Raw genomic sequence first — 23607 nt, 5'->3', positions numbered from 1 at the left:
ATCAGGCTCCCCACAGTACTTGGATGCCCCAGACCAGGAACACGAAGATGGCAAGAATGATGACGGACTGGGTAGCGACACGGATACAGGTCGGCTTGATATAATCAGTCGTCACGGTCCACAGGCCCACCCAAGCATGGGCAGCCAATGACACGAAAGCCAGTACCGAGAAGATGCGCATCCAGGTCTGCTGGAAGAGACCGCTCCAGGTGGCATAATCGAGCTGCGGGTGAAACAGCACATAGCCGACAAGAAAGACTGTGTAGACAGCCATCACTACGGCGCTGGCGCGCTGGATGATCCAGTCAGACAGTCCACTACGGCTGAAACTTGTGATATTGGTTACCATACCCAGACCCCCGCCAGAATGATCAGCACGACACTTACCACGATAGTGATCTGCGCTTTCTTCACAGCCCCTTCAGTAGTAACGCCGATGTTAGCGTCCATAATGAAGTGCTTGATGCCCGCCACGAAGTGGTAAGCCAGTGCGGACAACAGCCCCCACGCCACAAGCTTGGCGAAGAAATTATGTGCCAATGCATCACGTACGGCTTCAAAACCCTCTTCAGACGACAATGAAGCGTCCAGGGCCCAGAAGGCGAAGATCAGACCGATAAAGAGAATGACGCCAGTGATACGGTGCGTAATCGACGTCAACGCGGGAAGGGGGAAGTGGATCGTATTGAGATCCAGGTTTACGGGTCGTTTGCTTTTCACGGCTCTCTACACACTCTCATGGCCCACTCTACGACATTTGGGCCAGAGGCCCGAGCGGGCGGTGGTTTCGGGAAGGGTATCATCGTGACCAACAATTGGACACGACCTCCTGTTCCTGCCAGTCGCGGCGTGAATTATAGGGACTCCCCCACCCTATGACAAATACCTGTGAGTTCGATTTTGACGTCGCAGAAATGAAAAAACCATGACGAAACTGCTTAAAATCACAGGATCATCAATCATGCTGCAGTGCAAAATGCTTTACAATGATGCAAAGCACCATAAGCTATACAAAACTTATGCAAGAAACAGCTTATAGTACAACTTAACAGGTCCAATGGAAGAATTGACAATATCTGGAACGCTTCTATAGTGGGCACACCTTTTTGGCAGTGCGGCATGGTTTTCGCCGACACGATAGCGAGAAATAACGACTTATCGCTTCATATCGCATACAAAGGAGGCCAATCATGGCTGACAGAAAAGCAACCCTGACGGTGGATGGACTGGAGAAGCCGATTGAACTCCCGATCTATTCAGGCTCTCTGGGCCCCGATGTTGTCGATGTGCGTGGACTGGGTGCTGAAGGTCTGTTCACATTCGACCCAGGCTTCATGGCCACCTCCTCCTGCGAATCCGGCATTACTTACATCGATGGTGGCAAGGGCGTTCTTCTGCACCGCGGCTACCCGATCGAGCAACTGGCCAAGAATTCCAACTTCGTAGAAATGAGCTATCTGCTTCTGTTTGGTGAATTACCTACCGAAGAGCAGTACAAAGAGTTCGAAAGCCGTGTTCGGTCGCACACCATGGTTCATGAGCAACTGGCCAACTTCTATCGCGGCTTCCGTCGCGACGCTCACCCCATGGCAATTCTCTGTGGCGTGGTCGGAGGCCTGGCCGCCTTCTATCACGACCATCTGGACATCACCCAGAAAGAAGATCGCGAAATCAGCGCCATCCGCCTGATCGCCAAGATGCCGACCCTGGCCGCGATGTCACACAAGTACAACATCGGTCAGCCGTTCAACTATCCTCGCAACGACCTGAACTATGCAGAGAACTTCCTCTACATGATGTTCAGTAACCCGTGCGAGCCCTACGAAATCAACCCGGTCTACGCCAAGGCCATGGATCGCATCTTCATGCTCCATGCCGACCACGAGCAGAATGCCTCGACTTCTACCGTGCGTTTGGCAGGCTCCACTGGCGCCAACCCCTTTGCCTGCATCAGCTCCGGCATCGCCGCTCTGTGGGGTCCGGCCCATGGCGGCGCCAACGAAGCCGTCCTCAAGATGCTGGACGAGATCGGTGACGATTCCGAAGAGAACATCCAGCGCTTCATCGACAAGGCCAAGGACAAGGATGACCCCTTCAAGCTGATGGGCTTTGGCCACCGTGTCTATCGCAACTTCGACCCGCGCGCCAAGGTCATGAAGGAAACCTGCGACGAGGTTCTGGCTCAGCTCGGCATCGATGATCCGCAGTTGAAGATTGCCAAGCGCCTGGAGCAGATTGCCCTGGAAGATGAGTACTTCATCGAGCGCAAACTGTACCCGAATGTCGACTTCTATTCCGGCATCATCCTCAAGGCCATGGGCATTCCGACCAACATGTTCACGGTCATCTTTGCGGTGTCCCGAACCATCGGCTGGATCTCCCACTGGAACGAGATGATCAGCGAGAGCTACAAGATTGGCCGCCCGCGCCAGCTCTACACCGGACACACCGAGCGCGACTATCCGACCAAGTGAGTTCCACTCACTCATGTCATAGACGCACTAAAGAGCCGCCCTTCGGGCGGCTCTTTGCGTTTCTAACCTCGCGCACAACTCAAGTGCGATGCTGAGAAAGATCACGAATCAGCGATAGTCGAGACCGGCCGCCTCGACGCGTTATGCTGAACACACGAAACACTCACAAGGAAGAAACGATGAACCGAAATATCACTACCGTTGCCTTCATTGGACTCGGCGTGATGGGCTACCCAATGGCTGGCCACCTGGCCCGTTCAGGCCTGAACGTGCGGGTTTACAACCGGACGACCACCAAGGCAGAAGCCTGGAGCAAAGCATTTGGCGGCAGCCATCACCCCAGCCCCGCCGCTGCAGCCGAAGGTGCCGACGTGGCATTGATATGCGTCGGCAACGACGACGATGTGCGCTCCGTCAGCACCGGGCCCGATGGGGTTCTTGCCTCTCTCGCGCCAGGAAGCCTGCTGGTGGACCACACCACCGCCTCATCCAGCCTCGCAGAAGAGCTTGACCAGGCCTGTCGTGAACATGGCGTCAGCTTTATCGATGCCCCCGTATCCGGAGGCCAGCAAGGTGCAGAGAATGGCGTACTGACCATCATGTGCGGCGGGGAGCAGTCTGCCTTCGAGCACATTCAACCCGTACTCCAGCACTATGGCCGCGCAGTCAACCTGATGGGCCCTGCTGGAAGCGGACAACTGACCAAGATGGTCAATCAGATCTGCATTGCCGGATTGGTTCAAGGGCTGGCGGAAGGCCTGCATTTCGCCGAGCAGGCCGGCCTCGACCGCAAGCATGTAGTGGAAGTGATACGCCAAGGCGCTGCCGGCTCCTGGCAGATGGAAAATCGTCACGCCAGCATGATCGATGATCAGTACGATCACGGCTTTGCCGTGGATTGGATGCGCAAGGATCTGGGAATCTGCCTGGAACAGGCCCGCACACTCCAGGCCCGACTCCCTGTCACTGCCCTGGTGGATCAGTTCTATGCCGATGTACAGGTCATGGGAGGCGGCAGATGGGATACCTCCTCCCTATTGAAACGACTCCGGGACATTTCCAGATAGCCTCCGGAACTATTCTCTGGAACTGTTTAGAGCGTTAGAACGCCAATAATTCAGCCACAGACTATTCACCTGTTTGCCGGCAAATTGCGTTGTCTGCAAATTGCGCCTACGAGACGTCTGCATTAAGAGACACTTGCACCGCAAGAGGGCGGATAAATGATTTCTCCGCCCTCTTTCGGAGCATCTCTACGCTCCCTTACGCCTCCTTCCTGTCCTCGTATTATGTTTTCCACACATTCTGTGGATAACCCTGTTCACAACCATTAGAAACCGCCCCAGAATCGCCATGAACAGGGGGGAGCTGTTAGATTGGTCAATTTTTAACCCGTTCCAACTTGTTGATATATAAGGAAAAAACAGAATAACAGCGCAACCGTGCGGTTTGGAAGGCAAGAGGCACAAAGAACAACCACAGGTGGATAGCTTTGTCGCCTGTCAATAGAAAAAAGGCAAAACTACCCATGAAGACATAGAAAATTCATACGCATGAGGGCTTGCCAAGGCAACAAGTCCACATGACATGCGAAGCACTCTCATTCCTTTTTATTGGAATGAGCAGTATGTTTTGTCGCCTGGAAGAGACATCATCTACAAGGAAAAACCAGTAAATGATTAGCATGCAAGGTACGCATGGAAAAAGAAGTGGCGTCCCATAGGGGGTTCGAACCCCTGTTCCCGCCGTGAAAGGGCGGTGTCCTAGACCACTAGACGAATGGGACGCATCGTACGAGGAATTGGTGGAGCCTAGCGGGATCGAACCGCTGACCTCAACACTGCCAGTGTTGCGCTCTCCCAGCTGAGCTAAGGCCCCGTATCTCTCGAAGACGGGGCGCATGTTACTGATTGTTCCGGGAAAGGTCAACACTTTTTGACGAAGGTTAGCCACAAGCCCCCGTCACAGCTCGCGATACTCCTTTTCGAGCCGCTTGGCTTGCTTCTTGGACACACCACCGAGCACTTCAATGGCGTGGCGCAAGCGTGCACGCGTCATGTCTGAACCAATGATGGCCATTCCATCCATCACTGACGTACTGGAAGACGAGCCAGTAATAGCAATGAACACCGGCGCAAGGAATGCTTTCATCTTCAGATCAAAGTGCTCACATAGCGCCTTGACTTCGACAAGCAGGCTGTCCTTCTTCCAACTGGAAACGGATTCGAAGCGCCACACCAGGAACTGCAACAGTTTGACCAGGTCCTCACGCTCCATCTTCACATCAGAGAAGCTGGCCTCCGTGATGGCAGGCATGCCCGAGAAGAAATGCGCAGCCAACGGCGCCACATCGGACAAGGTATCTACCCGAGTACGAACTTGAGGCAGGATATCCTTCAGGTATTCCTCGTTGAAGGCCCAGCTCATCAATGCCTGGAGGAAGCCACGGTCATCCAGGTCTTCCCTCAGGTACACGCCGTTGAGCCAGGTCAGCTTGTCCAGGTCAAATACCGGGCCTCCCAGAGAAACACGCTGGATATCGAAGTTCGCCATCATTTCCTCGAGGGAGAACTTCTCGCGCTCATCAGGCATCGACCAGCCCATTCGTCCCAAATAATTTGTCACGGCCTGAGGCAGGAACCCCATGCGCCGATAGTAATTGATGGACGTAGGATTCTTGCGTTTGGACAACTTGGACTTGTCAGGATTACGCAGCAAAGGCATATGACACAGCCTAGGCATGTCCCAACCGAAGTACTCATACAGCAATTGATGCTTGGGAGCGGAATTGATCCATTCCTCACCACGCAACACATGCGTGATACTCATCAGGTGATCATCGACCACATTGGCCAGGTGATATGTCGGCATGCCATCTGACTTGAGCAGGATCTGTGCATCAACCTGCCCCCAGTCCACCTCGATAGTGCCGCGCAGCATATCTTCGACCACGCAGGTCCCACTGTCCGGCACCATCATGCGCACGACATAGGGCATTCCCTCACGCTCACGACGTTCCTGTTCCTGCGGCTCCAGAGCCAGATCGGCAGGCTTGAGTGCCAGATGCTGGCCTGCTGCCTTGCGCTCCTCGCGCAGTTCGTCCAGTTCCTCACTGGTGCGGTAACACTTGAAGGCATGGCCAGCCTCAATGAGACGCTGGGCATGTTCTGCATAGATATCTCCGCGCTCGCTCTGGCGATAGGGACCATGTGGCCCGCCCACATCAGGCCCTTCATCCCACTCCAGGCCGAGCCAGCGCAGTGAGTCGAGAATCATCTGCTCCGACTCAGTTGTCGAGCGAACTCTGTCGGTATCCTCGATGCGCAGAATGAACTCACCGCCATGCTGGCGAGCGAAGCACAGGTTGAACAGTGCGATATAGGCAGTGCCTACGTGAGGGTCACCCGTGGGTGAAGGCGCGATTCGCGTGCGAACAGTCATAGGGTCCTGCATCCTGGAAAAAGAAAGCTACGTCCTGGTTCAGCGCAAGCACCAGTAAGCAGGTGCCGGCCCGCCTTGTACAGGCCATTGCAGCAGAATGGCCAACATTATACGCACCTCTGTAGCCCATCGCAGCCAGACGTGCCAAGGACACTTAGTTGACGTTGGATATTGCATGCGCAGGCCGAATCCATGAGTATTCCAGTTTCGTTTAACGAGTCGAAGGAAGGTTTCATGGACGCGCTGGGTCCGCGCATCAAGCAACTTCGCATAGCCGCAGGTCTGAACAAGGCCGCGCTTGCACGTCAGGTGGGGGTCTCGGATGTCACCATCTCCTACTGGGAGTCCGGTGCTATCAAGCAGATTGGTCACGAGCGGCTGGTAGCCCTCTCCCAGGCCCTGAACTGCCCCCTATCTCATCTGCTGGAGGGGGAACCCAATCGGCCTTCTCCGCTATACCTTCGCTCCCACTTGCCTCTGCCCTGGAACGAAGCGGCGCATAAAGGCATCGACCTGCCTCTAGAACTGATTCCCGGGCAGCGTTGGGACGGTGATTGCCACCTACTGACACCAGGGCCCGGCGAAGAATTCGATTTCCTTCGCCAGATGGATCTGGCAGCCGTTGCGCCGACCGAAATCTTTCGTCAGCCAGGCCTCTATCTCGTTGCCGAAAACGACAAGCTGTGTATTCGCCACGTGGCCCAGGACCCCACGGGCCAGTTGATCTTTCAACAGGAAGGCCAACAGGATGTCACTCGTTATCATAGTGGCATGCGCCTGACGGCCAAGATTGTCGCCTTGTGGCGCCACGAGCCTGTATAGCAAGCATTCGCACCGTTACCACGGCAGTGATGGCAGCAGCATCACAGAAACGGTACGTGGAGCGCGCATGGCCATGATCAGGCAAAACCATCCTACTGCCTTTCCTGGACCTGTACATCATCGCTGGTTCGTCGGACTTCCTGACCTACCAGTATACGCTGACCGGCATTGATGACCTTCCCAAGCCCATGAGGTGTGTCCTGCACAAGAGAGCCTCTCAGGTGCTCTCCCTTTGCTCCCAGGCGTTGCTGCACCGAACGAGGCTGAACACTCGAGGGCTCCGTCTGGACCCGTAAACGATAGCCACCATCTGGCAGTCCACTGCCAGGCCCAAGAGGCCCTACTTCAAAGCGCCCCTCGAAAACCGTGGTCCGCTCCTGCCAATGCACACCACTGGCTTCACGCTCAACCAGGACTGACAGTCGTGTGCCATCAGGCAGATTGGTATTCCCAGCCACCAGCATTCGACGGTCACTCTGCAACCGAGCATCAAGCGAGACCGTTACCGGATCTGTCATGGAAACATCCGGCAATGGTTCGGTAGACTCATCTAAAGGCTGCCCTGCGCTATCCTGCGTCTGGCGTGCATTCTCCTGTATCTCCTGGGCATCACCAGAGGCTAGCGGTGATTCATTATCCGCTTCTTCCCTGTCACTGCCGTCGCACCCTGCCAGCACCAAACATAGGGCCAGGAACAGGATTCGGTATCTGCTCTCGTGCATTGGCCGTGCTCCCGATCTTTTCCCTTTTGCATCAGATTAGGCGCTACTTGTGAAAGGCGCGCGAGCTATTCCGTCCCCTGACAGGAGACAGGTATGGTGCCGATAAATGCCAGGCCCCCATCCTGAAGAGCAGGATGGGGGCCTCTACACGTAACGCGGTTGATGGGTGTCAGACTTTCTTGACGAACTGCGACTTCAGCTTCATCGCACCAATGCCATCGATCTTGCAGTCAATATCATGATCGCCATCCACCAGACGGATGTTCTTGACCTTGGTACCCACCTTGACCACAGACGAAGAGCCCTTGACCTTGAGATCCTTGATCACGGTAACGGTATCGCCATCCGCCAACTCGTTGCCGTTGGCATCGCGTACCGCTTTTGCATCGCTTTCCTGGACCTCCCCCGGAACCCATTCATGGCCGCATTCGGGGCAGATCAACTGAGCGCCGTCCTCATACGCATATGGAGACTGGCAGCTAGGACAGGGAGGCAGTTCACTCATGACGCTATCACCTAGTATGACGGGCGCCCAAGCCTACTCCGTGGTAACGTTAAAAGCCAGTGATGCAGATAGCCTCAAGGCTCTCGACGATACGTGCCAATGATCCGGTTCATGCCCAGTACATGAAGCTCTACCTTGCTAAGAAAATCAGCCAGAGTCAGCCCCTCTGGATAGTCTGTTTCTGTATCCAGCGCCAGCACCCAGAAGTAATATCGATGCAAGCCGTGGCCCTGGGGCGGCATTGGCCCACAATAACCTAGAGAGCCACCATCATTGACACCTGCCGTACCCAGCTTGCTGCCTTCCTCCAGCTCAGTCACCGAGGCAGGAAGGTTATACAGCACCCAATGTACATAACCGTAACCGCCATTATTGACGACAGGGGCATCCGGATCATGGCATATCACCGCAATACCGCGAGTGCCATCAGGCACCCCTCTCCAGCTGAGCGCCGGTGACAGATCGTCTGCTTCCTGACTGTGACGAGCCGACAAAGGGGCGTCATCAGCAAAGTCTGGGCTGGAAACACTGAGAGAAGAAAGTGCGAATTTCATCCTTGGTCCTCCTGGAGTTACACATGGGAATGGGTGTCGTCAGCAGGGAATTCTGTCATGCAAGCCATTCTCTGACATCGTAGCGAGAACTGCTGCTTCCCGGTCAAGGGCCGCAATGCAATGAAGAGTCATGCCAAATGAAACGCCTGCTGATCGTCGCTCATGCTCCTTCGCCCAATACCTTGCGCCTGCGGGATGCTGCCAAACATGGCGCCAGCCACCCAGATATAGAGGGCGTTTCCGTGCGCGTCATGGCGCCATTGGAAGCTACAGCGGATGACGTTCTCCAGGCCGATGCCATTCTGCTCGGTACTACGGAGAACCTGGGGTACATGAGTGGAGCCTTGAAAGATTTCTTCGATCGCTGTTATTACCCTCTACTTGAACATACTCAAGGCCTGTCTTGTGCACTCTACATCCGGGCCGGACAAGATGGAACAGGGACTCGGCGAGCCGTGGAAGGCATTGTCACTGGCTTGCGCTGGCATTGGGTACAGGAACCCCTGACCCTGCGTGGCGCCTGGGACGAGGACTTTCCCAGACAGGTCGAAGAGCTTGCCATGACCATGGCAGCAGGACTGGATGCCGGCATTCTATAACCGAAAAAAACGGCCCCAATCGGAGCCGTTTGAAAACACTTCTGCGTGTCAGGATATGTGTTGATGCATTCGCATCGACATGCAGCAAGGCTTTCTTAGCGCAGACGCTCGAAGACCGTCGCCACACCCTGTCCCATACCGATGCACATGGTGGCCAGGCCAAAGGCAGTATCCTGCTGTTGCATCACATTGAGCAGAGTCGTGCAGATTCGGGCTCCTGATGCCCCCAGCGGATGTCCGAGGGCAATCGCTCCCCCATGCAGGTTGACTTTCTCGTCCATGCTATCCAGCAATCCAAGATCCTTGAGTACCGGCAATGCCTGAGCAGCGAAGGCCTCATTGAGCTCGACCGTCTGGATATCTTCGATGGTCAAGCCAGCAGCTTTCAAAGCCTTCTTGGAGGCAGGTACTGGCCCATAGCCCATGATTGAGGCATCGCATCCTGACACACCAGTGGACACTACCTTGGCCAAGGGCTCGAGGCCCAGGGCCTTGGCCCGTTCGTAGCTCATCACGGCCATTCCACTGGCACCGACCGACAGCGCCGAAGACGTTCCTGCCGTGACCGTGCCACCCCTGGGATCAAACGCCGGCTTGAGCCCTGCCATGGCTTCGAGGCTGGCATCAGGACGAATCACCTCGTCCTTCTTGACCAGGATACGGCGACCAGCACCATCGTGCCCTTCGATCCCGATGATCTCATTGTCAAAGCCGCCTTCCTGCTGGGCAGCATATGCCCGTTGATGCGAACGCACGCCGAAAGCGTCCTGATCATCACGAGAGATGCCATGCAGCTTGCCCAGCAGCTCTGCTGTCAGCCCCATCATCATCGCCGCCTTGGCAGCATGTTTGCTGGCTGCCGGGTTGACATCGACACCATGGGCCATGGGCACATGTTCCATGTGTTCAACCCCACCGATGATATAGAAGTCTCCCATGCCCGCCTTGATATTGGCCGCAGCAATGTGCAACGCACTCATCGACGAACCGCAGAGCCGGTTGACGGTCTGGGCAGGCACGCTACGAGGAATACCCGTCAGAATCTGGGCATTGCGAGCAATATTCATGGACTGCTCGAGGGTCTGGTTGACGCACCCCCAGATGACATCATCAACTTCACCAGGGTCCAGGTTCGGATTACGCACGAATAGCGCCTTCATCACCTCGGCAGACAAGTTCTCGGCACGTACATTGCGAAATGCACCTTGCTTGGCCTTGGCCATGGCCGTCCGCACGCCATCGACCACCACGATATCTCTCGGTTGCAAACTCATCGATTCTTCTCCTGTCTCGTGGTGTCAGTTGGCTTTGGCAACGCCGTAGAAAGTTTCACCGTCCGCCGCCATCTGGCGCAGGCGCTCAGTAGGGGCATACAGCGGCCCAAGCTCTTCGGCCAGACTATCGGCCAGGGCAACGAACTCGGCCACCCCAGTCGCATCGATATAACGCAGTGCACCACCGCGGAAAGGAGGGAAGCCGATGCCATAAATCAGTGCCATGTCGGCCTCGGCAGGAGACCCGACAATGTCATCTTCCAGGCAACGCACTGTTTCCATGCACAAGGGCACCATCATCCGGGCAATGATGTCCTCATCGCTGAACTCGCGTTGGCTGCTTACCACCTGGGCCACCAGCTTGCCACTTTCTTCGTCCATGACCTTCTTCGGCTTGCCCTTGCGATCTTCCTCATAGGCATAAAAGCCCTTGGCATTCTTCTGGCCCAGACGATCGTTTTCAAACATCACTTGAATGGCCGTCTTGCCTTCTCTCGCCATGCGCTCCGGGAAGCCTTCCGCCATTACTTCATTGGCATGGACCGCTGTATCCATGCCGACCACGTCGAGCAGATATGCCGGCCCCATGGGCCAACCAAATCGCTCCATGATCTTGTCGATACGCTGGAAATCGGCCCCCTGCTCCACTAGCAGGCTGAACCCTCCGAAATACGGGAACAAGACTCGGTTGACGAGGAAGCCAGGGCAGTCGTTGACCACGATAGGCGTCTTGCCCATGGCTTTGGCATAGGCCACCGTAGCAGCCACAGCAGCATCACCTGTCTTTTCACCACGAATGACCTCGACCAGAGGCATACGGTGTACCGGGTTGAAGAAATGCATGCCGCAGAAGTTCTCTGGACGCTCCAGGTTCTCTGCCAGTCGAGTGATCGAGATAGTCGAGGTGTTAGAAGCCAGAATCGTGGATTCCCCTACCTCGGCTTCAAGCTCACGCAGTACTGCCCCCTTGATCTGAGGGTTTTCGACCACGGCTTCGACGACCACATCGACATTGGCAAAATCACCGTAGGACAGCGTCGGGCGAATATTGGTCAGCTTCTCGGCCATGCCGCTAGAGGTCAGCCGGCCACGCTCAACCTGCTTGGCAAACAGCTTGCGTGCTTCCTTCAGGCCCAGTTGAATGGCCTCCTCGCGGATATCCTTCATCACAATGGGAACACCTTTGGAGGCACTCTGATAGGCGATGCCTCCGCCCATGATCCCGGCGCCAAGCACGGCCGCCTGACGCACCGGCCTTGCTTCTTTGGCGTAACGATTGCTCTTCTTCTTGACCACTTGGTCGTTGAGGAACAGCCCGACCAGGTTGAAGCATACTTCTGTCTTGGCCAGCTTGATGAATGCCTTGGTTTCAATCGCCTGTGCCCGGGCGCGCTCTTCCCCAGCGCCCTTCTGAATGACCTTGATCGCTTCCACGGGAGCTGGATAGTGAGGTCCAGCCTTTCCTGCCACGAAACCTTTGGCGGTTTCAAACGCCATCATCTGCTCAATCGCGTTCAGCTGGAGAGGAGACTGCTTTTCAGTACGGCGAGCCTGAATATCGAATTCACCGGCATTGGCCCGCAGCAGAATATCCCGCGCTGCAGCTTCCAGTTCCTCGGCTGGGACCACGGCATCCACCGCACCTACCTTAAGGCAAGCATCTGCCCGGTTTTCTCCACCACCAGCAATCCATTCGATGGCATTGTCGGCACCGATCAGGCGTGGCAGGCGCACACAGCCTCCCCAACCGGGCAAGATTCCCAGCTTGGTCTCCGGCAACCCGATCTTGGCGCCCTCGGCCATGACCCGGAAGTCCGTGGACAACACCACCTCACAGCCACCGCCCAGAGCCAGGCCATTGATGGCACTGACAGTGGGGAAAGGCAGGTCTTCCAGATCATTGAGGATGCTGTGAACATGCTCAAGCATGGTCTGAATCTCAGACTCATCCTGCTCGAACATGGCATGAAACTCGGTGATGTCAGCACCAACAATGAAGGCGTCCTTAGCGCTGGCCAGCATCAGCCCCTTGATACCACTCTCGCTGCGTAGCGCCTGCAGAGCCTGCTCCAGTTCCGTCACCACCGAGCTGGACAGCTTGTTGACCGATTCATCCTTCAAGTCGAAGTTTAGGGTGGCGATATCGTCACCACCTCTTGCTACCGTGATGGCATTGCCTTGATAGATCATCCAGGGGTCTCCGCTTGTTGTACTGAAGGAAGCGTTGGTTCACAGCCTTCACGACATCAACCAACCATTTCCGAATGCGAGCGATGAAGACAGCACATTGAATCCCTAGTGCTGTGAAATCATAAATTCATACGGCCGTTTGATTTACTGCAGCTTGGTGCAAAGCTGGAATGACGTCAACCCCTACCAAGGAACATATGCAAGGGGTCGGCAGACAGTTAATGCAGATCATTGACGAGATATCCTCTGGATCCTGCCTGCACCAGACGCCAGGTCTGATAAAATGCTCTCTTTCGCATAGAACATTGGCATACCCTTGACACCATCACCCTCTTCTCCAAGTCCTCTGATCCGCCTGCATCTCATTATCGAGCGCTGGGCGGAGCGGTTGCGTCCGTGGCATTGGGTATGGCCACCGGTAGCCTTCGCTACGGGTGTCGCAAGTTTCTTTCTGGTCCAACGTCAGCAATGGCTAGGCATCCTGCTTGCAGCAGGCATGATACTGACCTGGCTCCTGCTACTGTCGGAAAGCCTCATTGAACGTCGCCTGCAACAACGTGGTCTGCCAGTATCTCCCCGCGGCCTGATGACATTCATTACACAGATGGTTCATCAGGAGACTCTGTTCTTTACTCTACCTTTCCTGCTGGCAACAACCGTCTGGACCAGTGGCCAAGCGTTGTTCACCCTGGCCATGCTGTGCATGGCAGTGCTGTCGATTCTGGACCCACTGTACTACCGCCTGGCTGAGCACAAGCGCTGGCTGTACATCGTCTTCCACGCCCAGTGTGTCTTCCTGATCGTGCTGGTCACTCTTCCGCTGATACTGCAGCTGACGACCACTCAGAGCCTGATCCTGGCTTCTCTGTGCATGGTCGTATTCAGCCTGCCTAGCTTGCTGCAATTGCTGAGCCCCATGACTCCCGGACGCTGGCTGGCCATGTTCGCGCTATTGCCATTGCTGGCATCGCTTGCCTGGTTCGGACGCTACTGGGTTCCACCGGCAACGCTGTGGTTATCAGGCAGCGCCCTGTCGCCATCCTTCGATGTTGAAGCAAGGCAACCCCAAGGTAGTACCGCCCTGACTCCCGAAGCCCTGAAGGCACAGGGGCTCTATGCCTATACCGCGATCCATGCCCCACGAGGTTTGCGTGAAGATATTGTTCATGAGTGGTATCGCGACGGTAAGCTGGTCGACCGCATCCCTCTGGAAATCCATGGTGGTCGGGCCAAGGGCTATCGTGCCTGGACCCATAAGACGCGCTTCCCCGATGACAGCAAGGGACACTGGCGTATTGATGTCATGACCAGTGGCGGTCAGCGTATTGGTGAAATCAATTTCAACGTCAGCGATAATCCAGATAACGCTACCCTCGCCAACGGAAATATCACGCCCCAGGTTGGTATACCTGGGCTGAATTTGCACTGGCGCAGCTCCGCACCGGAACCAACAGCCGATCAACAGACTCCGATAGAAAAGGAGCCAGCACGACCGTACGCACAGGCCGGAACGGACGATGCCACCCCCAGGGCAAGCAAAGAATCCCCAGGAACCTCGGCAAATAACGATGCCAAGGACAAAGAGCAACAGGACAACAAGGAGTACTCCTCAGGGAAAGGCAATGACGATTCCCGGGAGGAGTGACACTTGCAATACGCCACAAGCATTCCGACAATCAAATTATTTGCAGACTTCCTAATTGCGAACCGACATGAATGAGAACATTGGCTTACAGCTGTCCCGCGCCCCACGTATCTGGCGTGCCGTTCTAGACCAGCGCCTGGCACCACTGGGGCTGACTCAAACGCGCTGGGTCACGCTTTATCATCTGTGGCAAATGCCCGAAGGCCAGCCTCAATGCGACCTGGCTCGCGCCATTGGCGTCGAAGCCCCTTCACTGGTACGTACGCTGGATCAATTATGTGAACAGGGGCTTGTCGAGCGACACCCTTGTGACCAGGACCGTCGAACCAAGCGCATTCACCTTACCAAGCAGGCCACTCCCCTGCTGGAAAAGATTGACGCTATCGTCAAGCAGGCCCGAGCCGAAATGCTGGCAGGGCTGGAGGAAGATGATCAGCAGAAACTCGGCGAAATACTTGGACGTATCGAGGCCAACGGCATGGCGCTGCTCAATCCTGATGGAAGCAAAGACGACGACTGCTGATTTCCCCGCCGCAAGCTCCTTCTGAAACCAGGCCTCCCGCCACCTCAGGGAGGTCTGGCAGACCCAGCCTCAGATCGGTGCCTCAGGCACACCTCCACTGGGTTGGTCAGGCCGTCCCTGCAGAGCATCACGAAGCGCCGCAGCAGGAGCCGCCAAGGAACAGAAATCCTCAACATCCAGAGATTCGTCCCACCATAAGGTCAATGCCTTCGCGTTGGATTCCACAACACAGGCATCTGCCGGCAGCTTCGACAGCAAGCGCAGGAAACTGGTGTTGACCGAGGGAGGCATAGGCCGCAGCGGCTCAATCCGCCAACGCCACCCTGGCTCGCAGAGCTTCAATGCCTGACTGGCATGCTCCTCGCGAACTAGCATGAAGACGGGCCCCGGGCGCTGTGCAGGATAAGGCCAACGATAGGCCGCCATCTTGTCGTTATCGCCATGCAAAGGCGATGTCTCCAACTTGACGCTGACGTGAGAATGAACCGCCGCATCTCGCAGCTTGCCCAGATGGCGCTCCCTGGCACTAGGCCTGAGGCACATGGCCGGCGCGAACGCTATGCCCACCACCACCAGGATGATCACCCATAACATAAGCCTTCCTCTGGTAAAAGGTTGATCAATAACGTTGTCTTGGCCACGCGAGCGTCCTAGAGTTGAACACAGGATTTCTCTCATCGACTGCCGCTGGAGGCATTACCCCATGAGCAACGAGTATCGTCATGTGCTGGTCGCTGTTGATCTGACCAAGGATTCTCACAAGATCCTCGAGCGCGCCTTGCAGATTGCCGACCGCAACCACGCAAAACTCTCCATCATCCACACGCTGGAGCCACTCGGCTTTGCCTATGGTGGCGACATTCCGATGGACCTGACCAGTATTCAGGACCAACTGGACGAGCATGCCAAGCAACGCTTGGGCGAAATCGCCGATGCCCACGTTACCAAGGACGACCAGCATGTTGTTGTCGGCATGCCCGATACAGAGATCCATCGCTTTGCCGAGGATAATGGCGTCGACCTGATCGTCGTTGGCTCTCACGGTCGCCATGGCTTCGCCCTGTTGCTGGGTTCCACTTCCACTGGCGTGCTGCATGGAGCCCAGTGTGACGTGCTCGCGGTGCGCGTCGGCAAGGAAAGCGAAGAGTAAGCCAGCTTTGTGGCCACGGACACAGCGTCCGTGGCCGCCGCACAGGTTCTCAGTTCTCGCCACTGGCCATGGCTTCCAGCTCCATCCAACGCTCCATGGCTGCTTCGAGACTCTCTTGGGTTGCCTGTAGCACCCCGAGACGTTCATTGATGGAGCCAGAGTCCTGCTGATAAAAGGCAGGATCACCCACTTCCGCTTCCAATGCAGCGATCTCGCCTTCAAGGCGCTCGATCTCCGCAGGCAAGGCATCGAGTTCCCTTTGCAGCTTGTAGGATAGCTTGGCAGGCCGCGCTGGCACGGCCCTCTTCTCTACCGACCTGACGTGTTCGAGCGTGCCTTTCTCAACTCCCTCGACTCCGGCTTTCTCGGCTCTGCCATCCACTCCCTTGCTACCCGAACGTGAACCACCTTCCCAAGGAGCAGGTGGCAATTTACCGCCCTGGCGGACCCAGTCACTGTAGCCTCCCACGTACTCGCGTACCGCTCCGCCACCTTCGAAAGCCAGAACGCTCGTCACTACGTTATCCATGAAAGCGCGGTCATGGGATACCAGCAACAGAGTACCATCGAAGTCCAGTAGCAGTTCCTCTAGTAACTCCAGTGTTTCCACATCCAGGTCGTTGGTCGGCTCATCGAGCACCAGGACATTGGCAGGCTGAGTAAACAGCTTGGCCAACAGCAAGCGGTTGGATTCGCCACCAGACAGCGCTTTGACAGGCTGACGAGCTCGCTCAGGGGAGAAAAGGAAATCCTGCAGGTAGCTCATCACATGGCGGTCTCGCCCACCGACCACGACCCTGTCACTACCCTGGGCCACGTTGTCGTAGACATTCTTCTCCGGCTCCAGGCCGGCACGCAGCTGATCGAAATAAGCGACTTGCAGCTTGGTACCGAGACGAACTTCTCCTTCACTCGGCTCCAGTTCCCCCAGCAGAATCTTGAGCAACGTCGTCTTGCCGGCGCCATTGCGGCCAATCAAGCCAATACGATCACCTCGCTGAATCTCGATGCTGAGATCACGAATCACCGTGGATGATTCAAAGTGCTGAGTGACATTGGTCAGCTCCACCACACGCTTGCCGCTGCGCTCCCCGCTATCTACCGACAGTGTCGCGGTACCCTGGCGTTCACGGCGCTGGCTACGTTCGCGGCGCAACTGCTCAAGCGCTCTTACCCGGCCCTCGTTACGGGTTCGACGAGCCTTGATACCCTGACGAATCCACGTTTCTTCCTGAGCCAGCTTCTTGTCGAACTCGGCATTCTCTTTGGCTTCGACTTCCAGTTCGTGCTGCTTCTGAGCCTGGTAGGCGGAATAATCACCGGGATAACGCCCCAGGCGCCCACGGTCCAGTTCCAGAATACCGGTCGCCAAGCGCGAAAGAAAAGCCCGGTCGTGGGTGATGAACAGCACGGCACCTGGGAAGGAAGCAACCTGTTCTTCGAGCCATGTAATGGTGTCCAGATCCAGGTGGTTGGTTGGCTCGTCCAGCAGCAGCAAGTCGGGCTCGGCCACCAGAGCCCTGGCCAATGCCACACGTCGGCGCCAGCCACCCGACAGGGATGACATTGCCGCATCTTCAGGCAAGCCCAGGCGGCTCAGCACAACGCCTATGCGCTGATGAAAGGACCAACCATCAATGGCTTCCAACCGGGTCTGCAGCGACGCCACCCGGGCCATGTCCGGTTCGTCGGACTGTATCAACCGATGATACTCAGATAACAGACTACCCGCCTCGGGGAGCCCCTGGGCCACTACATCGAAAATACTCTCGTCACTGGCCTCCGGCAGATCCTGGGCGAGCACACCGATCTTGAGCCCCGGAGCACGCCAGATAACACCCGAGTCCGCTTGACTCTCTCCGGACACCAGTCGCAACAAGGTCGACTTGCCGGTCCCATTGCGCCCTACCAGCGCCAGCCGCTCTCCCTTTTCCAGGGTCAGGTCGGCATTGTCGAGCAAAATATGATGGCCATAGGCCAGTTGCAGCTGCTCCAGTCGTAGCAGGGTCACACGTCACCTCTCCATTGCTTGATCACGCCAGTGTAACTCATGCACCCACCGTCAGGTGCATGCCGTGAGGTGCTACAGGTACAATTCTCGGCTTGAACGAAAAGTGGCAGGCACTGCCACTTTTCGTGTGAGAAATCATCCAAGGAGCTGTCACTTGCCCACTGTCCATTCCTCGCCATCCATCGACGAAGGGCTTCCCGAAGCATTGCGCTTCCACTCGCCGGTTCCCTTGGTCGATATCGGTGCAAACCTGACTCACGAGAGCTTTGCCCGCGACCTGGAAGCCACACTGCAGCGGGCACATGCAGCCGGTGTCCAGACATTGGTGCTCACCGGTACCGAACTGCACAATGCTGAACAGGCAGTGGCGCTATGCCAACGTTACCCAAGCCTCTACGCAACCGCTGGCGTGCACCCACATCACGCCAGTGACTGGACGCCCCAGATGCACAAGGCCATGGCCGACCTGCATCGCCAGCCTGAAGTCGTGGCTGTTGGCGAATGCGGCCTGGACTTCAATCGCAACTTTTCCACCCCCAATGAGCAGGAACGAGCTTTCGAAGCCCAGCTCGGCCTGGCCGTAGAAAGCGGTTTACCGCTGTTTCTGCATGAGCGCGATGCCGGCGCACGAATGTGCGACATCCTCAAGTCCTGGAGGGATGATATCCAGCATGCAGTCGTGCACTGTTTCACGGCAGACAAAGACACGTTATACGGCTACCTGGATCAGGACCTGCATATCGGCCTGACCGGATGGATCTGCGATGAGCGACGCGGCCACCACCTGCGTGAACTGGTAGCGGATATCCCGGCTGATCGCCTGATGGTGGAAACAGACTGCCCTTATTTGCTGCCTCGCAATCTTCCGGCCAAGCTAAAGGGGCGGCGCCATGAGCCCGCGCTACTGCCATGGATCGTTCGGGAAATTGCTCACTGGCGAGGCGAAAGCGAAGCCCAGTTGGCTGCCAGCAGCACCGCCACTGCCTTGGCGTTCTTTGGTATCGCAGCACCATCAGCAAGTTCAAGCAAAGGACCCATCACAGGTCCAGGTGAAACGCCAGGAGAGGAGTCCTGATTATGGCTACGGAGAGTATGCCTGAAATGCCAGCCTTCATCGCAGTGGAAACTGGCGAAGATGGCGGTTTACCTCTGGCGATTGCCTGGAGCCTGCAAGATGGCCGAATCAAGCACACGCTGATTCAGCCCGATGATGATTGGCTCGACAACGAAACGCTGTCTCTGGGCGACTACAGCCTGGAGGAACTTTCCAGCATGGGTGTCAGCCCCCTGGATGTGATTCGCGAGCTGGAGAGCGATCACTTCAATGCCACTCTCTATACCGCAGGTATATTCGACGACGAAGCCGCCCTGTCACGCCTCTTCGATATCTATGGTATAGATCCATTCGTCGAACTGGCACCGGCCGACAGCCTCTACCATGACCTCCTTCCTGGAGAGTGGTCTCAGGCACGTAACGAGCTCTTTGGCGAGTTGGGAATGGAACCCATGCGTCCAGAACAGGAAGTCGAGGTCATGCTGCATCTGCATCGTCGCCTGAACGACAGCGAATGGAGCGAGGAGTAGATACTTCTTGCGTTATCTCTGGGTTTCCAGCAGGGGCTCACGAGTGCCTTCATGTAAGTCTGAAAGGCACTCAAGCCCAGCAGCAATAGCCGACGACATGTTCAGGCCATCCTGGTAAAAACTGCACAATGCCTGCTCAAAGGCCCGGGCCCTACATGGCAATCCTTCGCTGCGATAGCGCTCGGCTCTTTCCTGGACCTGGGTGGCAAAGGCCTCCCGGTCGACGTCAACCTCGCCCAGGTTGTCAACGCTGACATGAAATGGCAGGCCACAGGCTTCACAGAACAACATCTCCAGAGCCTGGGGGGCAACCTCGACCTTTTCAAAGGCACGCTGCTGCTCGGCATCACGCCCATCTGGTGTATACCAGTAACCGTAGTCTTCCAATTGGCGCCGGGCAGTGCCAGCAATACACCAGTGGCTGATTTCATGCAGTGCGCTGGAATAGAAGCCTCGAGCAAAAATGACACGATGCCAGGGTGAGTCATCATCTGCCGGCAGGTACAACGGCTCATCGCCACCACGCACCAGCCGAGTGCGGAAAGTCTTCTGAAACACCCCATCAAATAACGCGATAACATCGTCAAGACAGTGGGACACTCGAATACCTATACAGGAACAGCCATGAATTAAGCCCTCTAGGATACCAAGCCTGCAGGTAGCTGCGTAGCAAAGCTCCAAAATGGTGCAGGCACTGATACACTAGATTGATACCGGACATGATGTCCGGCCCTTCTGCATGGAGCATAAAAACCTTGCGTGTTCTACCCACTGACTTTCTCGCGACCAGCCGTCGTGAGACTTGGCCGCTGATCCGTCTCGCCTTGCCGATCTGTGGTGCTCAACTCGCCCAGGCAGGCATGAGCGTCGTCGATATCATGATGACCGGACGTCTGAGCGCATCCGACCTTGCTGCCGTTTCTGTCGGAGCCAGTCTGTGGGTACCGCTGATGTTGCTGATGACTGGCACCCTGATGGGATTGACGCCAATTGTCGCTCAATTGTCTGGCGGCAATCGATTGGATCGCATTCGCCCTAACGTCCACCAGGCCATGTGGGTGGGCATTGCCATGGGCCTGTTATCGGCTCTGGCTCTGAGCCTATGGGTCGACCCCATCTTCCGTTTGATGGATGTGCCTCCGGCTGTGGCCACGAGAGCCTCCGACTATGTCGGAGCAGTGGCCTTTGGCATGCCTGGTGTGGCTATTTTCATGACATTGCGCGCCTTCTCCGATGGACTCAATCATACTCGTCCGTCGCTGTGGATCAGCCTGATCGGCCTGGCAGTCAACATTCCTGCCAACTACTTGCTGATCTATGGTGGCCCGGGCATTCAAGCGCTGCTCGGCGATGCGACTCCCGCCTTTGTGTTGGAGCTCCCTGCCCTTGGCGCCTTTGGTTGCGGTATCGCTACCGCCTTCGCCATGTGGGTAATGGCACTATCCATGGTGCTCTATACCCGCAAGAGTCGCGCCTACCGTGATATCGATCTATGGCACTCACCCGCCATGCCTTCGCCGCGGGTAATCGGAGAGCTACTCTATGTAGGGGTTCCCATCGGCATCGCGATCTTTGTCGAAGTCACGCTGTTCACCCTGATCGCCCTGTTTGTTGCCAGCCTCGGAGAAGTCGTAGTTGCTGCTCACCAGGTAGCCCTGAATTACACCTCTCTGCTGTTCATGATGCCACTCTCCCTGGGCATGGCACTGACCGTGCGAGTCGGCAATACCCTGGGACGCGGCGATGCACGCCTGGCCCGATTGGTAGCCTGGAATGGTGTACTGATCGCAGCGGCGGTTGCGCTGCTCAACGACCTTATACTGTGGCTGACCGCACGCCCCGTGATTGCCCTCTACACTCACGATCAGGCCGTCCAGGTCCTGACGCTCAGCCTGTTGGGCCTGGCCATGCTGTACCAGCTCTCTGATGCGCTGCAAGTTGCTCTCGCAGGCGCTCTACGCGGCTACAAGGATACACGTGTCATCATGCTGTTCACCCTGCTGTCCTATTGGCTGATAGGCCTGGGCGGTGGTCACTGGTTAGGCGAGTACGGGCTAGGCGCCTGGATTCCGCCAATGGGGGTCCACGGCTATTGGATCGGGCTAGTCGCAGGCTTGACCATGGCAGCCATACTGCTTAGTGCACGCTTACGCCAATGCAGCAATCGTGCCCGACAGGCAGAAGGATGCACTACCTGATCACGCCCAAAAGGCCTAGGCAAGAGAGATTTAGGCGAGGGAGACTTGGGCGAGCCTGCCTGAGCCTCGGGCTCGCCCTGACACTGCTCTTGTCTCTGACCAGCTGTGGAGACAATCGGACTGAGGATGCCTTGACGCGTTACTACCAGGGGCTGGAGATAGCGCTTGATCAACCCACCTCCGATCCCCCTGCGCCTCCCAACATCGACGCTTTCCCACGTAAGCGTGACTTGCTGCTGGAGACCACAGAAATACGTTCGGGCCTGCTCGACATCTATGCGTTGCGTGGTTGCCATATCACGAACCTGGTAGCAGGACACAACAATCAGCTCGGCAAGGTTGCGCCACTTAGCCAGCAATGGTTGTACGAACTGAAACTATGGCGGCTTCTGAGCGAATGCCGGCAAAGTGAACAGGCGCGGAAGCTGGCCAAGGAGGACCGTAACCGTCTCTCCCACTTACTGGAATTCAAGACCCGACAACTTCCAACCATCAGCTACAATGCCCTGGTCGGCTCCGATGAGTGGCGAAGCAATTTCTCCCGCGCCAGCACACCATTGCCTCCAGATGATTTCTCGGCAGTTGATGAACAGCTACCCGCTCTCCACTATCTGACCGCAGCCGTTCAGCAGCAATATGACCCGAACTGGCAGCCAGAGTCGGCCACTCTGGAAAGTCACTTCGAGCGCCTCCAGCAAAGGCCACTCAGTGCTGAACTATTACGCACACTGATGCTGGCTACGACAGTTCTGGCTGACAGCAACGCCCTGCTTAAAGGAGTTACCGATCCCTCATCCTGCCCTTCAGATGAGGCCTTGGTATTACCCCAACCACCCAATTGGCTGGAGCCGCTGCGTGAACAGGCCAATACCTGGTTCAACGCTATGGAAACGCTTCTGGATGCCCATGTCGCTGGCACGCCGGACTTTGTCCTTTACCGCCAGACCTGGCTCGCTCCAGGCAGTGCCACATCCCCACTGACACGCTATGAAGTAGCTCTCGACGAACACTTTCAGCTTCGCCGACATGTCACACGCATATGCCAACCTACTTTCCCATAGCAACAGGGCTTACGTTATGTCCCCAGTCTGTGCTATTGATGAGAGAGTGACGCCAAGCGCAACATCCGACCCTGGTCGGTCGTGATGATGATGCAGTAACCACGCAGCCGCTGGAGGGACATCATGGGAATCCCGTTGTCACCCCGCCCCGCCCAGGTCATCGACCTGGAGAGTATGCGCCAACGCCACCAGGCTCGTCGGCGTTTCGTCCGGCTTTCTCCCGAGCTTGATGGCCTGGAAATGGTCTATTGTCTCGCTTCTCAGCCAGAAACCCTTTATGGCATGCCTGTTCTGGCCTGGGGATTGAGAGAAAACGGCGACATCGTCGGCCTTGTGCCCTGGATGGAGTCACTGGCGCCCTGCGAACAGCTCAATGATCCCGACTATGGTCACTTCATCGGCTATCGCGACCCAGAGACCGAAGAACTGCTGGAGTCCCCTCCTGAGCACAAGGAAGTCGAGCTACATCATGCAGCTGCGTATTTCGACTACGAAGCCACTGAAGAAACGACTCTCATCCAGACCTTGCCGGAACATCAAGGGACACATGCTCTGTGCATGGATGACGATAACTCGCCCTGGCAGCTCAAGCAGGTGTTCGGTTGGCGCCTTTACAGTGATGGCAACATCGAGGCCCTGCTGGCCGACGAAAGCCTGATCGATAGTCTGCCAATACTGCCCAGCGATAACTGCCTGTATCCTGGACACAGTCGCCATCAGGTGGTGTATTTCTTCCAGCGCCAGATTGCCAATCGTATTCGGCAAGAAGACCCATCGACACTGGAGGCGCTTGCCATGATGGTGATTCCAGAGGCAAGCCAGCAGTCATGACTCACATCCCCCGTCATGCACTT

The 23607-nt window shown here is 56.5% G+C and carries 23 protein-coding genes and 2 tRNA genes; 12 read left to right on the top strand and 13 right to left on the bottom strand.

The features are described from left to right. Position 1 precedes the first annotated feature (1 nt). A complete protein-coding gene (gene sdhD / locus E4T21_RS05615; protein ID WP_149284086.1) occupies positions 2–349 on the bottom strand; it encodes a succinate dehydrogenase, hydrophobic membrane anchor protein in 348 nt (115 codons plus the stop codon). Then, complete coding sequence (gene sdhC, locus E4T21_RS05610) at positions 343–720, bottom strand: succinate dehydrogenase, cytochrome b556 subunit (protein WP_149284085.1); 378 nt, start codon at positions 718–720, stop codon at positions 343–345. Before sdhC ends, sdhD begins: the two co-directional genes overlap by 7 nt. Before the next feature lie 470 nt (positions 721–1190). On the opposite strand from sdhC, the gene gltA reads away from it, so the two are divergent. Together gltA and E4T21_RS05600 are read left to right on the top strand one after the other, a co-directional pair. Further along, entirely contained in the window at positions 1191–2474 is a 1284-nt protein-coding gene (gene gltA, locus E4T21_RS05605; protein ID WP_149284084.1) for a citrate synthase, read from the top strand. A gap of 179 nt (positions 2475–2653) precedes the next feature. Continuing rightward, positions 2654–3541, top strand: a complete 888-nt coding sequence (locus E4T21_RS05600) for an NAD(P)-dependent oxidoreductase (RefSeq protein ID WP_187775118.1) — start codon at positions 2654–2656, stop codon at positions 3539–3541. Between the two features lie 643 nt (positions 3542–4184). Here the strand turns inward: E4T21_RS05600 and E4T21_RS05595 are convergent. The 3 genes from E4T21_RS05595 to gltX form a co-directional block, all read right to left on the bottom strand. Next, positions 4185–4260 (bottom strand) — tRNA-Glu (locus tag E4T21_RS05595). Between the two features lie 16 nt (positions 4261–4276). Continuing rightward, a tRNA-Ala gene (locus E4T21_RS05590) sits at positions 4277–4352 on the bottom strand. Positions 4353–4436: 84 nt separating this feature from the next. Then, a complete protein-coding gene (gltX, locus tag E4T21_RS05585; protein ID WP_149284083.1) occupies positions 4437–5915 on the bottom strand; it encodes a glutamate--tRNA ligase in 1479 nt (492 codons plus the stop codon). Between the two features lie 234 nt (positions 5916–6149). Here gltX and E4T21_RS05580 point away from each other — a divergent pair, with 234 nt between their 5' ends. After that, positions 6150–6737 (top strand): helix-turn-helix domain-containing protein, encoded by a 588-nt coding sequence (locus E4T21_RS05580; RefSeq protein WP_149284082.1) that lies wholly within the window; start codon positions 6150–6152, stop codon positions 6735–6737. Between the two features lie 92 nt (positions 6738–6829). Here the strand turns inward: E4T21_RS05580 and E4T21_RS05575 are convergent, their stop codons facing one another. From E4T21_RS05575 to E4T21_RS05565, 3 genes are all read right to left on the bottom strand, one after another. Continuing rightward, positions 6830–7459: a hypothetical protein gene (locus E4T21_RS05575; protein ID WP_187775117.1), complete on the bottom strand. Its 630-nt coding sequence runs from the start codon at positions 7457–7459 to the stop codon at positions 6830–6832. A gap of 169 nt (positions 7460–7628) precedes the next feature. Next, positions 7629–7964, bottom strand: coding sequence for a zinc ribbon domain-containing protein YjdM (locus tag E4T21_RS05570; RefSeq protein WP_149284081.1), 336 nt, complete (start codon positions 7962–7964; stop codon positions 7629–7631). Positions 7965–8038: 74 nt separating this feature from the next. Next, positions 8039–8518 carry a YbhB/YbcL family Raf kinase inhibitor-like protein gene (locus E4T21_RS05565; RefSeq protein ID WP_149284080.1) on the bottom strand — a complete coding sequence of 160 codons (480 nt, stop codon included), beginning with the start codon at positions 8516–8518 and terminating at the stop codon, positions 8039–8041. A 137-nt stretch (positions 8519–8655) separates the two neighbouring features. On the opposite strand from E4T21_RS05565, the gene E4T21_RS05560 reads away from it, so the two are divergent. Beyond that, positions 8656–9117, top strand: coding sequence for a flavodoxin family protein (locus E4T21_RS05560; protein WP_149284079.1), 462 nt, complete (start codon positions 8656–8658; stop codon positions 9115–9117). 95 nt (positions 9118–9212) lie between these two features. Here the strand turns inward: E4T21_RS05560 and fadA are convergent, their stop codons facing one another. Further along, positions 9213–10391: an acetyl-CoA C-acyltransferase FadA gene (gene fadA, locus E4T21_RS05555; protein ID WP_149284078.1), complete on the bottom strand. Its 1179-nt coding sequence runs from the start codon at positions 10389–10391 to the stop codon at positions 9213–9215. 24 nt (positions 10392–10415) lie between these two features. Next, positions 10416–12581 carry a fatty acid oxidation complex subunit alpha FadB gene (gene fadB / locus E4T21_RS05550; RefSeq protein ID WP_149284077.1) on the bottom strand — a complete coding sequence of 722 codons (2166 nt, stop codon included), beginning with the start codon at positions 12579–12581 and terminating at the stop codon, positions 10416–10418. A 316-nt stretch (positions 12582–12897) separates the two neighbouring features. On the opposite strand from fadB, the gene E4T21_RS05545 reads away from it, so the two are divergent. After that, positions 12898–14226, top strand: coding sequence for a DUF5924 family protein (locus tag E4T21_RS05545; RefSeq protein WP_240349303.1), 1329 nt, complete (start codon positions 12898–12900; stop codon positions 14224–14226). A gap of 67 nt (positions 14227–14293) precedes the next feature. After that, the gene (slyA, locus tag E4T21_RS05540) at positions 14294–14749 is read left to right on the top strand and encodes a transcriptional regulator SlyA (protein WP_149284075.1); all 456 of its coding nucleotides are present in this window, start codon (positions 14294–14296) and stop codon (positions 14747–14749) included. A gap of 69 nt (positions 14750–14818) precedes the next feature. Here slyA and E4T21_RS05535 read toward each other — a convergent pair whose 3' ends face one another. Beyond that, entirely contained in the window at positions 14819–15343 is a 525-nt protein-coding gene (locus E4T21_RS05535; RefSeq protein ID WP_149284074.1) for a preprotein translocase subunit YajC, read from the bottom strand. A 109-nt stretch (positions 15344–15452) separates the two neighbouring features. Here E4T21_RS05535 and E4T21_RS05530 point away from each other — a divergent pair, with 109 nt between their 5' ends. Beyond that, positions 15453–15899: a universal stress protein gene (locus E4T21_RS05530; protein WP_149284073.1), complete on the top strand. Its 447-nt coding sequence runs from the start codon at positions 15453–15455 to the stop codon at positions 15897–15899. Positions 15900–15948: 49 nt separating this feature from the next. Here the strand turns inward: E4T21_RS05530 and E4T21_RS05525 are convergent, their stop codons facing one another. Next, positions 15949–17910, bottom strand: a complete 1962-nt coding sequence (locus E4T21_RS05525; RefSeq protein ID WP_149284072.1) for an ATP-binding cassette domain-containing protein — start codon at positions 17908–17910, stop codon at positions 15949–15951. Between the two features lie 154 nt (positions 17911–18064). Here E4T21_RS05525 and E4T21_RS05520 point away from each other — a divergent pair, with 154 nt between their 5' ends. Then, positions 18065–18985, top strand: coding sequence for a TatD family hydrolase (locus E4T21_RS05520; protein WP_149284071.1), 921 nt, complete (start codon positions 18065–18067; stop codon positions 18983–18985). 17 nt (positions 18986–19002) lie between these two features. After that, positions 19003–19494: a hypothetical protein gene (locus tag E4T21_RS05515; protein ID WP_149287056.1), complete on the top strand. Its 492-nt coding sequence runs from the start codon at positions 19003–19005 to the stop codon at positions 19492–19494. Positions 19495–19506: 12 nt separating this feature from the next. On the opposite strand, the gene E4T21_RS05510 is transcribed toward E4T21_RS05515, so the two are convergent. Beyond that, positions 19507–20094, bottom strand: coding sequence for an elongation factor P hydroxylase (locus tag E4T21_RS05510; protein ID WP_149284070.1), 588 nt, complete (start codon positions 20092–20094; stop codon positions 19507–19509). Positions 20095–20249: 155 nt separating this feature from the next. Between E4T21_RS05510 and E4T21_RS05505 the strand changes: the two genes are divergently transcribed. From E4T21_RS05505 to E4T21_RS05495, 3 genes are all read left to right on the top strand, one after another. Further along, positions 20250–21692: an MATE family efflux transporter gene (locus E4T21_RS05505; protein ID WP_240349302.1), complete on the top strand. Its 1443-nt coding sequence runs from the start codon at positions 20250–20252 to the stop codon at positions 21690–21692. A 131-nt stretch (positions 21693–21823) separates the two neighbouring features. Continuing rightward, the gene (locus E4T21_RS05500; RefSeq protein WP_187775116.1) at positions 21824–22753 is read left to right on the top strand and encodes a DUF3080 family protein; all 930 of its coding nucleotides are present in this window, start codon (positions 21824–21826) and stop codon (positions 22751–22753) included. A gap of 123 nt (positions 22754–22876) precedes the next feature. Beyond that, complete coding sequence (locus E4T21_RS05495; protein WP_149284068.1) at positions 22877–23584, top strand: hypothetical protein; 708 nt, start codon at positions 22877–22879, stop codon at positions 23582–23584. The last annotated feature ends 23 nt before the right edge of the window (positions 23585–23607 follow it).

This window comes from Halomonas binhaiensis (assembly GCF_008329985.2).
GTDB lineage: Bacteria > Pseudomonadota > Gammaproteobacteria > Pseudomonadales > Halomonadaceae > Halomonas > Halomonas binhaiensis.
This window is presented reverse-complemented; position numbering and strand designations above follow the sequence as displayed.

What these genes read in the sequence shown, in the direction of transcription:
- sdhD (WP_149284086.1), bottom strand. Translation starts at nt 349, where the DNA reads ATGGTAACCAATATCACAAGTTTCAGCCGTAGTGGACTGTCTGACTGG.
- gltA (WP_149284084.1), top strand. Translation starts at nt 1,191, where the DNA reads ATGGCTGACAGAAAAGCAACCCTGACGGTGGATGGACTGGAGAAGCCG.
- E4T21_RS05600 (WP_187775118.1), top strand. Translation starts at nt 2,654, where the DNA reads ATGAACCGAAATATCACTACCGTTGCCTTCATTGGACTCGGCGTGATG.
- gltX (WP_149284083.1), bottom strand. Translation starts at nt 5,915, where the DNA reads ATGACTGTTCGCACGCGAATCGCGCCTTCACCCACGGGTGACCCTCAC.
- E4T21_RS05580 (WP_149284082.1), top strand. Translation starts at nt 6,150, where the DNA reads ATGGACGCGCTGGGTCCGCGCATCAAGCAACTTCGCATAGCCGCAGGT.
- E4T21_RS05575 (WP_187775117.1), bottom strand. Translation starts at nt 7,459, where the DNA reads ATGCACGAGAGCAGATACCGAATCCTGTTCCTGGCCCTATGTTTGGTG.
- E4T21_RS05570 (WP_149284081.1), bottom strand. Translation starts at nt 7,964, where the DNA reads ATGAGTGAACTGCCTCCCTGTCCTAGCTGCCAGTCTCCATATGCGTAT.
- E4T21_RS05565 (WP_149284080.1), bottom strand. Translation starts at nt 8,518, where the DNA reads ATGAAATTCGCACTTTCTTCTCTCAGTGTTTCCAGCCCAGACTTTGCT.
- E4T21_RS05560 (WP_149284079.1), top strand. Translation starts at nt 8,656, where the DNA reads ATGAAACGCCTGCTGATCGTCGCTCATGCTCCTTCGCCCAATACCTTG.
- fadA (WP_149284078.1), bottom strand. Translation starts at nt 10,391, where the DNA reads ATGAGTTTGCAACCGAGAGATATCGTGGTGGTCGATGGCGTGCGGACG.
- fadB (WP_149284077.1), bottom strand. Translation starts at nt 12,581, where the DNA reads ATGATCTATCAAGGCAATGCCATCACGGTAGCAAGAGGTGGTGACGAT.
- slyA (WP_149284075.1), top strand. Translation starts at nt 14,294, where the DNA reads ATGAATGAGAACATTGGCTTACAGCTGTCCCGCGCCCCACGTATCTGG.
- E4T21_RS05535 (WP_149284074.1), bottom strand. Translation starts at nt 15,343, where the DNA reads ATGTTATGGGTGATCATCCTGGTGGTGGTGGGCATAGCGTTCGCGCCG.
- E4T21_RS05530 (WP_149284073.1), top strand. Translation starts at nt 15,453, where the DNA reads ATGAGCAACGAGTATCGTCATGTGCTGGTCGCTGTTGATCTGACCAAG.
- E4T21_RS05515 (WP_149287056.1), top strand. Translation starts at nt 19,003, where the DNA reads ATGCCTGAAATGCCAGCCTTCATCGCAGTGGAAACTGGCGAAGATGGC.
- E4T21_RS05495 (WP_149284068.1), top strand. Translation starts at nt 22,877, where the DNA reads ATGGGAATCCCGTTGTCACCCCGCCCCGCCCAGGTCATCGACCTGGAG.